The following is an 11,253-nucleotide window of genomic DNA, read 5'->3' as shown; positions in this document are numbered from 1 at the left end:
CCGGCCGCGGCCGGATAGCATGCGGGCATGGCGACCTCCGATCCGATCGACGACGTGCCCGTGAGCGGCGACGGCATCCGCCTGGGCCAGTTTCTGCAGTTCGCCGGGCTCGTCGACTCCGGCGGCGAGGCGAAGGAGGCGATCCGCGCGGGCGAGGTGCGCGTCAACGGCGAGGTCGACCTGCGCCGCGGACGGCAGCTTCAGCCGGGTGACGTCGTGGCCATCGGGGGCCGCCAGGCGCGAGTCGTCGGCTGACGCTCGCGCCACCTGCGCGCCACCTGCGCGCCACCTGCGCGCCACGTGCGCCACGAGCGCGCCACGTGCGCGCCCGGAGGTGCTCACTGCCCAGAATCACTGATTTTGGGCAGTGAGCACCTCGCGGGGCGCTGCGGCCGCGGGCTCTCGCTGCGGCCTCGGGCTCTCGCTACGGCCGCGGGCTCATGAGGGCGCGTCGGGCATGAGGATCGTGCTCAGCAGCACCCGCCGCCGCCCGGGCGCCTCCTCGCGATCGAGGAAGGGCGCCAGCGCATCGGCCATCGCGGCGGCGAGCTCGCGCACCTCGTCGTCGGTCAGCCACAGCGCCATCTGGCGATAGCTCACCGGGTCCTCGGCGGGTCGCGCGTCCGGGGCATCGAGGTAACGGGAGTACGCGCCGATCAGCGCGCCCGCGAAGGCCGCGAAGCCCCGCCGGTGGTCGTCCGCGGACATGGCCGCAGCATCGTCCCCTTCCAAGCCGCCCGCGCCCTCGACGAGACGGAAGGTCCGCTCGACGCCGCCGCGGATCCGCCGCTCGGCGACCACCGTGAGGATGCCCGCCTCGAGCAGCGTCGCGACGTGGCGGTACAGGGTCGCGGGCGGGACGTCGGGCATGCGGTCGGCGAGGTCGCGCGCCGTGACGTCCTGGGCGGAGCAGGCGAGCACGATGCGCAGGCGCACCGGGTGGAGGACCAGGTCACTCTTGGCGGGGGTCACGAGAGTGAGGCTAGCGCAATGGAATCATTTTCGATAGCATTCCCATGTTCGATATCAATCATGCCTTCCCGGAGGAGTTCGCCATGATCGAGCACGACATCGCCGTCCAGGGCCCGGCCGGCCCGCTGGCGGGCACCCTGATGGTGCCCGACGGGCCCGGCCCCCACCCCGCCGCGCTGATCCTGGGCGGCTCGGGGCCGCTCGACCGCGACGGCAACGTCAAGCGGGTGTCGCTCAACGTGAGCCGGGACCTGGCGCGGCTGCTCGGCGCGCAGGGCTGGGCCAGTCTGCGCTTCGACAAGCGCGGGGTCGGGTCCTCCGCCGGGGAGTACCTGCCGACGGGGTTCTGGGACGAGCTGGCCGATGCGTCGGCGGCGCTCGACTGGCTGGCCGCACGGCCCGAGGTGGGCCCGGTGATCGCGGTGGGCCACAGCGCGGGCGCGTCGATGGCGGCGGAGCTCGCGGCTGGCGAGGTTGCGGGTGGTGGGGTCGCGGGCGGCGAGGTCGCGGGCGGCGAGGTCGCGGGCGGCGGGACTGGTCGCGTCCGCCTCGTCGGCGCCGTCCTGCTCGCGGCGACCGCGAAGACCGGCGAGGAGACGCTCGTGTGGCAGGCCCAGGAGGTCGCCAAGACCCTGCCGGGCCTCGCGCGATTCGTGCTGCGCGTGATGCGCACCGACGTCGCGACGCAGCAGCGCAAGGTGCTCGACCGGGTGCGCGGCTCCTCGCAGGACGTCATCCGCGTGCAGGGCGCGCGACTCAACGCGCGGTGGATGCGGGAGTTCATGGCCTACGACCCGATGCCGGCACTTCGCGCGGCATCCGTACCGCTGCTGGCCGTCACCGGGTCGAAGGATGTCCAGGTGGACCCCGCAGATCTCGCGACCATCGCCTCCGCGGCCTCGACCGCGGAGACTCGCCTGCTCAAGGACGTCGACCACATTCTGCGACACGAGCCCGCGCCCGTGTCGAACGTCCAGCGCTACAAGAAGCAGGCGCAGAACCCGATGGACCCGCGCGTGGAGGCGTGCATCGTCGACTGGCTCGCGAGCCTGCCCGTCGGGGCCCCGGACGCCTGATCACGGTCGCTCTGCGAGGTGCTCAGTGCCCAAAAGCAGGCATTTCGAGCACTTAGCACCTCCGGGGGCGCGGGCGCGCGTCGGGCGGGCGCTCAGCACCTCCTGGGGCGCACGGCGTGCGGCGGGGCCGATGCGGGGCGCGGGCGCCGGCCTGCGTCGGGCAGTCGGGCCGATGCGGGGCGGGCTACGGCCGCACGGGCACCGCGAAACTGTGGCGGGTCTTGATCGCGTCGACCCGGGCCGAGGCCATCAGGGTCAGCAGCGCGTGCGCGGCCTCGGGATCGCCCGATGCGGCCGCGACCGCGCCTGCGAACACGGTGCTGATCGCGCAGTCGGGCGGCAGCACCCCGAGGATGCGGATCCCCGGCCGGCCCACCAGCTCGCTCAGCTGCTGAAAGCCCAGGTCGACGTCGCCCGCCGCGACGGACGCCGCGACGGGCACCCCCGGCCGGGCCTGGACCAGGCGGTCGCCCAGCTGGTCCGCGAGGCCCCAGCCCTCGATCGTCGCGACCAGGGCGGTGCCGCTCGGGCCGGTCGAGTAGCCGATCCGATCCGCCCCCCGCAGCGCCTCGCGCATCGCGGCGGCGTCCGCGAAGGCGGTCCCGTCCGGGGCGATGGCCGCCTCGACGCCCACGGCGGGCACCGCGACGGCGACCTCCGACACCACCAGTGGCACGACGGTCGCCGGGTCCACGTGACCGGCGGAGGCGAGTCGCGCGAGCGCGCCCTGCGCGAGGAATACGAGGTCGAACGCCTCACCCTCGGCGACCCGGCGCGCGGCGTCGACCCCGCCGACGGACTCGATGTCGAGCGCCGGCAGCCCGACGTCCCGCGCGGCCGCGGCCAGGTCCGCGAGCACGTGGCGCGTCGCCATCGAGGAGATGGCCTTCATGCGGCGCCCTCGAAGGACTCGGCGTCGACCTCGTCGGCCTGCCCGGCGTTGTACCGCGGACCCGAGACGGTCGCGGTGTCGATGAGCTCGCCGGCGCGGGCCAGCACCTGAGCATCCACCGCGAGCGCCTCCGCCGCCTGGTTCTCCACCGCGTGCGCCAGGCTCGTGGTGCCCGGGATCGCCACGACGTGCGGACCCCGGGAGAGCACCCACGCGAGCGCCAGCTGCGCGGGCGTGCATCCGGCCTCCGCCGCGAGGTCCCGCCACGCCGGCAGCAGCGCTGCGTTGGCGGGCCAGTGCTCGGGCTGGAAGCGGGGCATCCGCCGGCGGATGTCCTGGGGCGGGAGCGCGTCGGGGTCCGCGACGCCGTCCGCGAGGAAGCCGCGCGCCACGGGCGAGAACGCGACGAGCGCCACGCCCGCCTCCCGCGTCGCCTCGAGCATGCCGAGCTCGGGGTTGCGGCTCCACAGCGAGTACTCGTTCTGCACGGCCGCGATGGGCGCCTCGGCGAGAGCCTCGCGCAGCCGCGCGACGCCCACCTCCGACAGCCCGATCGCACCGATCTTCCCCGCGCGCAGCGCCTCGGCGAGCGCGCCCACGCTCTCACCGATAGGCACGGCCTTGTCCCACCGGTGCAGGTAGTACAGGTCGATGCGCTCCACACCGAGCCGCCCGAGCGACGCGTCGACCTGCGCGCGCAGCGTCTCGGGCCGCCCGTCGATGGTCTTGACCCCATCGACCAGGGCCATGCCTCCCTTGGAGGCGAGCACAGCATCGTCCCTTCTCCCGCGCAGGGCGCGGCCGACCAGCTCCTCATTGCGCCCACCCCCGTAGAGCGTGGCGGTGTCGAGGTGCCGGACCCCGGCGTCGAGGGCGGCGCGCACCATGGCGACGCCGTCCTCGAACGCCGGCGCCACGCCGTACGCGTGGCTGAGCTCCATGCACCCCAGGCCGAGGCGGGGAAGGTTCACGCGAGCTGCTCCTCCAGCTGTCCGAGCACGCGGTAGCAGTCGATCACCTGCCGCAGCGACGAGTTGGGCTCGCGCCCCTCCCGGATCGCGGCGACGAACTCCCGGTCCTGCAGCTCGATGCCGTTGGAGCTCACCGCGACGCCGGCGAGGTCGATGGGCTCCTCGCGCCCGTCGACCAGGTCGTCGTAGCGGGCGATGTACGTGCCCGTGTCCCCGATGTAGCGGAAGAACGTGCCGAACGGCCCGTCGTTGTTGAACGACAGCGACAGGGTGCAGATCGCGCCCGACTCCGCCTTGAGCTGGATCGACATGTCCATGGCGATGCCGAGCTCCGGGTGGATGGGCCCCTGGATCGCGTTCGCCTGGACGATGCGTCCGGCCTGGTAGGCGAACAGGTCCACCGTGTGCGCGGCGTGGTGCCACAGCAGGTGGTCGGTCCACGAGCGCGGCTCGCCCTTGGCGTTGGTGTTGGTCCGGCGGAAGAAGTAGGTCTGCACGTCCATCTGCTGGATGGCGAAGTCGCCGGCCGCGATCCTGCCGTGAACCCACTGGTGGGACGGGTTGAAGCGGCGCGTGTGGCCCACCATGGCCACCCGGTCCGAGGCCGATGCGGCGGCCAGGGTGGCCTCCGCATCCGCCAGGGAGTCGGCCAGGGGGATCTCCACCTGGACGTGCTTGCCCGCCGCGAGCGCCGCCTGCGTCTGGGACGCGTGCAGCCCGGTGGGGGTGGCGAGGATGACCGCGTCGACGTCGTCGCGCTCGAGCACCGCGTCGTAGCCCACGACGGCGGTGGGCACCCCGTACTTGTCGGCGACGGCCTGGGTCGCCTCGGGTCTGGTGCCGCTCACCACGGTCACCTGCGCCTCCGGGATGTGGGCCAGTCCGTCCAGATGCTTCATCCCGAAGGCGCCGGCGGCGCCGACGACGGCGATGCGAACCTTGTCGCTGCTCACGCGTGCACGACCTCCGGCTTGGACTCGTCGGTGCTGGTGCCGTCGGCGGCGGCCTCGTCGTTGCCGGCCTCACCCGCGTCCGCGGCCTCGGGCGACGTCTCGCCCGCGGGCTCCTTGTGCGCGACGGGGTTGCTGATGACCAGGTGGCCCACCGCGGTGTTGGAGGCGGGCACGTGGTAGAAGCGGTGGTCGACCGTGGGGGCCTCGCCCTCGAACTGGTCGTCCATCGCGCCGCGGGCGATGAGCCAGTCGACAAGCTCGATGCCCTCGGAGCCCGCCTCGTCGACGTACTCCATGTGCGGCCACTCGGTCAGGCCCAGCGGGTCCGCGATGAGGTGGTCGAGGAACGCGTTGTCCCACTCCTCGTTGATGAGGCCCGCGCGCGGACCCTGGAGCTGGTGGCTCATGCCGCCGGTGCCCCAGATCTGCACGTTGAGCGGCTCGCCGTCCCACTTGTCGAGCGCGCGGCGGATCGCCTTGCCCAGCTCGTAGCAGCGGCGGCCCGACGGCACCGGGTACTGGACCACGTTGACGGGCAGCGGGATGATCTTGCAGGGCCACTCCTCGACGTCGCCGAAGACGAGCGACAGCGGCACGGTGAGGCCGTGGTCCACGACCATCTCGTTGACCAGGGTGAGGTCGAAGTCGTCCTGGATCACGGACTGCGCGATGTGCGCGGCGAGCTCCGGGTGGCCGTAGACGTCCGGGACGGGGCGGGGGCCGTAGCCCTCGTCGGCGACCGGGTAGTGGGCGCCGGTGCCCAGCACGAAGGTGGGAACCAGGGAGGAGTCGAACGCCGTGGCGTGGTCGTTGTAGACCAGGATGACCACGTCGGGGGTGTTCTCCTTGGCCCACTTGCGGGTCCACTCGTAGCCGGCGAACACCTTCTTCCAGTACGGCTCCTCGGTCTTGCCCAGGTCCATCGCGGCGCCGATCGCGGGCACGTGCGACGTGAACAGCGCGGAGGTGTACGTCGCGGGCGCGTCGGGGCGCATCGTCGTGGCCTTCTCGTTCGACGGCGGCGTCCAGCCGTCGAGGTCCTTGAGGCGCACGCCCTCGGGGCGGCGGCCGCCCTCGATCATCATGTCGCGGTACGCGGCCTCGCTCATGCCGGTCATCGAGCCGGCCATCTGCTGGAAGCTCAGGCCGTGGGTCGCGCCGATCTTGGACAGGAAGTAGATGTTGCCGCCCTCGGCCATCATCGCGTTGAGGTCGAGGTCGAGCACGGCCTGCTTCTGGGCCGGCGACAGCGGCCACTCGTCCAGGTAGGCCTCGCGGTCGGCGAGGTAGCGCTCGCGGTTCTCCGGCTTCATGAGCGACATGGAGAACTGGTTGAGGTGATAGCCCTTCCGGGCCATCTCCGCGTCGAAGATGATGGTGCCGGGGATGTTCTTGTACGGCTTGTCGAGTGACATGTCATGCTCCTTCGGGCCAGTAGAGGCGGCGGGGATTGTCGACCAGCAGGCGGCGCTGCAGGTCGGCGGTGGTGGCGATCTGGGGGATGTAGTCGACCAGCAGCCCGTCGTCGGGCATGTGGTCCTTGAGGTTGGGGTGGGGCCAGTCGGTGCCCCACAGCACGCGGTCGGGGAACTCCTCGACCACGCGTCGGGCGAACGGCACCACGTCGGTGTAGGCGTGCTGCTCGCCGTCGAGCGCCCGGGGACCGGTGACGGAGAGCCGCTCCGGGCACGACACCTTGGTCCACACGTTCGGGTTCTCGCGCATGAAGCGCAGGAACAGGGCGAACTCCGGGCCGTCCACGTCCTTGGCGACGTCCGGCCGGCCCATGTGGTCGACCACCACTCCGGTGGGGATGGCGGAGAAGAAGTCGTAGAGCCCGGGCAGGTCCTCGGCCTCGAAGTAGATGACCACGTGCCAGCCCAGCGGCGCGATCTTCGCGACGATCTCCTCGAGCGAGTCGGTGGGCACGCGGTCCACGAGCCGCTTGACGAAGTTGAAGCGCACGCCGCGCACGCCCGCGGCGTGGAGCTCGGCGAGCTGGTCCTCGGTCACGTCGCGGCGGACCGTCGCGACGCCGCGGGCCCGGCCCTCGCTGCGCTGGAGCACGTCGACCAGGGCGCGGTTGTCCGCGCCGTGGCAGGTCGCCTGGACCACCACGTTGCGGTCGAAGCCCAGCCGGTCGCGCAGCGCGAACAGCTGGTCCGCCGAGGCGTCGCACGGCGTGTACTTGCGCTCGGGGGCGAAGGGGAACTCGCCGCCGGGGCCGAACACGTGGCAGTGCGCGTCGACCGCGCCCTCCGGCAGGCGGAAGGTGGGCGTCGACGGGCCGTCGTACCAGTCGAGCCAGCCGGGGGTCTTGTCGAAGCCCCCGGTGGTCCGGCCGTGGGTGGCGGTGTCGGCGGCGCTCATCGGGCCGCCTGCGAGGGCCGCGGCGCGGCGAGCTGCAGGGACACCGGCGCCGATGCGCGGGTGGCCGGGTTGCGGGTGCCGGACGATGCGCAGAGGCAGTTGGTGCACGAGGCGCAGGGGCCCGTCGCGGCGGGGACGGTACGACCGGGGATGTCGGTAATCACGAGCAACTTCCTTGTCACTGGTGGGCTTGCCCCCGACTATACGAGCGCGAGCCACTGTGGTCGAATAGATTCGACGGCAACGCCCCATAGAGAGACTCGATAGATGTCCGTGCCCGACCTCAACCAGCTCCGCACCTTCGTGGTGCTGTACGAGACGCGCAGCCTCACCGGCGCGGCGGACCGCCTCCACGTCACCCAGCCGACCGTGAGCTACACGCTCGCGCGGCTGCGCAAGCGCTTCGGCGACGACCTGTTCCGCCGCGAGGGCCACGTCATGGTGCCCACGGCGCGGGCGACCCAGCTGTTCGGCCCGCTGCACGAGGCGCTCGCGCAGATCGACGCGACCGTGACCGGCCGCGCGGACTTCGACCCGCGGGCCTTCGATGGCGAGTTGGTGCTCGGGCTCACGTCCATCGGCGAGCTCACGTTCCTGCCGCCGATCATGACCGACCTGGCGGCCGCGAACGCCGCGCCCCGGCTGGTGGTCAAGCGCCTGGTCGCCGAGGCCGCCGAGGAGGAGATCGTCCGCGGCGCCCTCGACGTCGCGCTCACCGTGTCCGTCATGGACACGTCGCGCCTGTGGCGCACCCCCGTGCGCGGTGTCGAGTACGTCGCGCTGACCTCGCGACTCCACCCGCTGCCCCCCAAGGGCCCCGGCATGTTCGAGGGCCGGCGGTTCATCCGCGTCTCCGCCCGTGGCGGCCACGTGTTCCCCTCGCAGGCGCTCGTGGAGCACGGCCTGATCCCGCAGGTCGCCCTCACCGTCGAGGAGTACTCCACGGTCCCGGCCGTGCTGGTCGCCACCGACATGGTCGCCCTGCTGCCCCGCCACGTCGCCGACGTGTTCTGCGGCTGGTTCCCCGCGCTCCGGGTGACGGACCTGCCGTGGTCGGGCCTCAGCTCGCCCGTGTCGCTGTACACCCGCCGCGAGATGAACCTCTCCCCCGCGCAGCGCTGGTTCCGGCGGCTGGTGCTGCGCGCCGTCACGAGCGGGGAGTTCACCGACGACGCTCAGCGCTGACAACGGCGACCACTGCGCAGGCGCCGGCACGGCGGAGGATTCAGCGCTTCGAACGGTTCCAGCTGGCCTTCGCGGGGAACATCGGCGTCCGCACCGGGATCGCCCACGACGAGTGCGGGTGGATCGACAGCATCGCCTTCTCCCACCACGTCCGCGCCTCGTCGGACAGGCGGGGCACCACGGCGTCCTTGTCCGCATCGTCCTCGGGCCGGACGCTGAAGCACTTCCACAGCAGCTGCACCTCGGGGGCGCCCGTGGGGATGCCGTCGAGGTCGAGCACCGCGCGATCCCACGGGAGCTGGAGGCGCGCGTCCCGGCGGTAGACCCAGACCCGGGGCGCGCCGTCCTCGAGGTTGACGCGCAGGACCCAGGCCCCCGCATCGTCCCCCCAGATCAGGACGGGCTGGAGGTCGTCGTCCTCGGCCGCATCGGCGAGGGGCATGACGCCGTCGCCGCTCGTGACCCAGGCGCTGAACCCCGCGGGAAGCGCCGCGACCAGCGCGGGCAGGTCCGCGAGCGTGGTGCTGACGTCGATGTTCTCGCGCGCGCGGATGGGCTCGCCCACCCAGCGGTCGAGCGCCGCGCCGCCGGACAGCCACCAGCGGGCATCGCTGGGCGCGAGGAGGTCCGCGACCTCGCGGGGCTCGAGGGGCGCCCAGGGCGCCGTGGGGGACGGCGTCGTCGTCGACATGGTCCGAGGCTACCGCTCCCGGCTGTGGCATCCTGCCAGCGTGGCGAACTCCCCGTCGGGCGACTCGGTGACCGAGCGGCTCGTGCGGGTGCTCGAGACCTTCACGCCCACCCGCACCGTGCAGTCCGCAGCCGACATCGGGCGCCGCGCCGGCCTGCCCTCGTCGTCCGCGCACCGCATCGTGGGCGACCTGGTCGCGGCGGGACTGCTCGAGCGCGACGACGAGGGCCGGGTGCGCGTGGGCCTGCGCCTGTGGGAGTTGGCGACGCGCTCGTCGCACGCGCTCCGGGTGCGCCAGGCCGCACTGCCGGCGATGGAGCGCGTGCAGGCGCGGCTGCGCGAGCACACGCAGCTCGCGATCCTCGAGCAGGACGAGGCGCTGTTCCTCGAGAGGCTCAGCGACCCGCACGCGGGCGCCAACATCACGCGGATCGCGGGCCGCCTGCCCCTGCACGCCTCCTCGTCGGGCCTGGTGCTGCTGGCCTTCGCCGATGCGACGGTTCAGGAGCGCGTCCTCTCCCGCCCCTTGCGGCGCCTGAGTCCCGAGACCCCGACCGATCCGGCCGCCGTGCGCCGCACCCTCGCCGAGGTGCGCCGCCTGGGACACGTGGTCGCGCCCGGATACGTCGAGACGGTCTCCACCGGGATCGCGGTGCCGGTGCGCGACGGGCTCGGCGGCGCGGTGGCGGCGCTGTCCGTGGTGCTGCCGCGGGATGCGATTCCGGGGCCGGCCCTGGCGGAGCTGCGCCGCGCCGCCGCCGAGGTCGAGCGCGCGCTGTCCGCGCGGGCCTGACTCCTCACCCGCCACGCCTCCCCGGCCGCCCCGACCGCGACTCCCGTTGAATGGGAAAGTGGAACCATCGCATCGTCCCTGGTCACAGACTGGGCGCCACCGCATGTCAAAGGAGACATCATGACCACCACCGTCCGCACGCAGGTCGCCATCGTGGGCGCGGGGCCCGCCGGGCTGGTTCTGTCCCACCTGCTCGCCGAGGCCGGCATCGCCTCCGTGATCATCGACCAGCGCTCGCGCGAGGACATCGAGCAGACCATCCGCGCCGGCATCCTCGAGCAGGGCACGGTGGACCTGCTCGCGACCATCCCCGGCTCGCGCGTGCACACTGCCGGCGCGCGCCACGACGGCATCGAGCTGCGCTTCGACGGCGCGGGCCACCGCATCGACTTCCCCGACCTCACGGGCCGCGCCGTGTGGCTCTACCCGCAGCACGAGGCACTCAAGGACCTGCTCGCCGCGCGCATCGGCGCCGGACAGGACCTCCGCTTCGGGGTCACGGCCACCGGCGTCGAGGACGCGGACGGCGACCGGCCGCGCGTGATCGCGGTGGACGATGCGGGGGCCGGGCTGGAGATCGAGGCCGACTTCGTCGTGGGGGCCGACGGCTCGCGCTCCGTGGTGCGCAAGGCGATCTCGGGCTCGCACGGCGGGCTGTTCCGCGAGTACCCGTTCGCGTGGTTCGGGATCCTGTGCGAGGCCGGACCGAGCGCGGACGAGCTCATCTACTCGAACTCGCCCGACGGCTTCGCGCTCATCAGCCAGCGCTCCGAGACGGTGCAGCGCATGTACTTCCAGTGCGCGCCGGACCTGGATGCGGACTCGATGAGCGAGGCCCAGATCTGGGACGCGCTCCAGCGGCGGGTGCCGGGTACCACGTTGGTCGAGGGGCCGATTTTCCAGCGCGACGTGCTGCGCTTCCGCTCGTTCGTGGCGAAGGAGCTGCGCCACGGGCGCCTGGCGATCGTGGGCGACGCCGCGCACACCGTGCCGCCCACGGGCGCCAAGGGGATGAACCTCGCCGTCGCGGACGTGCTGCTGCTGGCGCGCGCGCTCGAGGCGCTGCTGGTGCGGTCCGATGCGGGGCTTCTGGATGGCTTCGCGGACGCCGCGCGCGACCGGATCTGGAAGGCGCAGCACTTCTCCTGGTGGATGACGTCGATGCTGCACGTCGCCCCCGACGCCTCCGACTTCGACCGCGAGCGCCAGCTGGGCGAGCTGCGGTCCGTGGTGGAGTCCGAGGCCGGCCGGACCTACCTGGCCGAGGGCTACACGGGCTGGCCGTTCGCGTAGGGGGGTCTGCGGCCCCGCTGCCCCGCTGCGCGCCGCCCCGCCGCCCCGCCGCCCCGC

At 73.0% G+C, this 11,253-nt stretch carries 13 protein-coding genes; 5 read left to right on the top strand and 8 right to left on the bottom strand.

Features of this window, described 5'->3' with window-relative positions; translation table 11 throughout:
* The first annotated feature begins 27 nt into the window (after window positions 1-27).
* The gene (locus AOM03_RS06315) at window positions 28-255 is read left to right on the top strand and encodes an RNA-binding S4 domain-containing protein (protein WP_062379464.1); all 228 of its coding nucleotides are present in this window, start codon (window positions 28-30) and stop codon (window positions 253-255) included.
* Window positions 256-438: 183 nt separating this feature from the next.
* On the opposite strand, the gene AOM03_RS06310 is transcribed toward AOM03_RS06315, so the two are convergent.
* Window positions 439-972: a helix-turn-helix domain-containing protein gene (locus AOM03_RS06310; protein ID WP_062379462.1), complete on the bottom strand. Its 534-nt coding sequence runs from the start codon at window positions 970-972 to the stop codon at window positions 439-441.
* A 44-nt stretch (window positions 973-1,016) separates the two neighbouring features.
* Here AOM03_RS06310 and AOM03_RS06305 point away from each other — a divergent pair, with 44 nt between their 5' ends.
* The gene (locus AOM03_RS06305) at window positions 1,017-2,048 is read left to right on the top strand and encodes an alpha/beta hydrolase (RefSeq protein ID WP_062379460.1); all 1,032 of its coding nucleotides are present in this window, start codon (window positions 1,017-1,019) and stop codon (window positions 2,046-2,048) included.
* A 184-nt stretch (window positions 2,049-2,232) separates the two neighbouring features.
* Here AOM03_RS06305 and AOM03_RS06300 read toward each other — a convergent pair whose 3' ends face one another.
* From AOM03_RS06300 to AOM03_RS12695, 6 genes are read right to left on the bottom strand one after another with little or no spacing between them, the layout of a single operon-like run.
* Window positions 2,233-2,940, bottom strand: a complete 708-nt coding sequence (locus AOM03_RS06300) for a substrate-binding domain-containing protein (RefSeq protein ID WP_062379459.1) — start codon at window positions 2,938-2,940, stop codon at window positions 2,233-2,235.
* Complete coding sequence (locus AOM03_RS06295; protein ID WP_082092203.1) at window positions 2,937-3,911, bottom strand: aldo/keto reductase; 975 nt, start codon at window positions 3,909-3,911, stop codon at window positions 2,937-2,939. Before AOM03_RS06295 ends, AOM03_RS06300 begins: the two co-directional genes overlap by 4 nt.
* Window positions 3,908-4,864 (bottom strand): Gfo/Idh/MocA family oxidoreductase, encoded by a 957-nt coding sequence (locus AOM03_RS06290; protein WP_082092202.1) that lies wholly within the window; start codon window positions 4,862-4,864, stop codon window positions 3,908-3,910. Before AOM03_RS06290 ends, AOM03_RS06295 begins: the two co-directional genes overlap by 4 nt.
* Window positions 4,861-6,279: a protocatechuate 4,5-dioxygenase subunit alpha/beta gene (locus tag AOM03_RS06285; RefSeq protein WP_082092201.1), complete on the bottom strand. Its 1,419-nt coding sequence runs from the start codon at window positions 6,277-6,279 to the stop codon at window positions 4,861-4,863. Before AOM03_RS06285 ends, AOM03_RS06290 begins: the two co-directional genes overlap by 4 nt.
* Window position 6,280: 1 nt before the next feature.
* Window positions 6,281-7,234, bottom strand: coding sequence for an amidohydrolase family protein (locus AOM03_RS06280; RefSeq protein ID WP_062379457.1), 954 nt, complete (start codon window positions 7,232-7,234; stop codon window positions 6,281-6,283).
* A complete protein-coding gene (locus AOM03_RS12695) occupies window positions 7,231-7,398 on the bottom strand; it encodes a hypothetical protein (protein WP_156157656.1) in 168 nt (55 codons plus the stop codon). The genes AOM03_RS06280 and AOM03_RS12695 overlap by 4 nt, the downstream gene beginning before the upstream one ends.
* Before the next feature lie 103 nt (window positions 7,399-7,501).
* On the opposite strand from AOM03_RS12695, the gene AOM03_RS06275 reads away from it, so the two are divergent.
* The gene (locus AOM03_RS06275; protein ID WP_062379455.1) at window positions 7,502-8,419 is read left to right on the top strand and encodes a LysR family transcriptional regulator; all 918 of its coding nucleotides are present in this window, start codon (window positions 7,502-7,504) and stop codon (window positions 8,417-8,419) included.
* Between the two features lie 40 nt (window positions 8,420-8,459).
* On the opposite strand, the gene AOM03_RS06270 is transcribed toward AOM03_RS06275, so the two are convergent.
* A complete protein-coding gene (locus AOM03_RS06270) occupies window positions 8,460-9,110 on the bottom strand; it encodes a nucleotidyltransferase domain-containing protein (protein WP_062379453.1) in 651 nt (216 codons plus the stop codon).
* A gap of 40 nt (window positions 9,111-9,150) precedes the next feature.
* Here AOM03_RS06270 and AOM03_RS06265 point away from each other — a divergent pair, with 40 nt between their 5' ends.
* Window positions 9,151-9,903: an IclR family transcriptional regulator gene (locus AOM03_RS06265; protein ID WP_062380124.1), complete on the top strand. Its 753-nt coding sequence runs from the start codon at window positions 9,151-9,153 to the stop codon at window positions 9,901-9,903.
* Between the two features lie 120 nt (window positions 9,904-10,023).
* Window positions 10,024-11,196 (top strand): 4-hydroxybenzoate 3-monooxygenase, encoded by a 1,173-nt coding sequence (locus tag AOM03_RS06260; protein WP_062379451.1) that lies wholly within the window; start codon window positions 10,024-10,026, stop codon window positions 11,194-11,196.
* The last annotated feature ends 57 nt before the right edge of the window (window positions 11,197-11,253 follow it).

The organism is Demequina pelophila (genome assembly GCF_000971175.1).
Lineage (GTDB): Bacteria > Actinomycetota > Actinomycetes > Actinomycetales > Demequinaceae > Demequina > Demequina pelophila.
The sequence above is the reverse complement of the archived record's forward strand: the minus strand, read 5'-3'. Positions and strand labels throughout refer to the sequence as shown.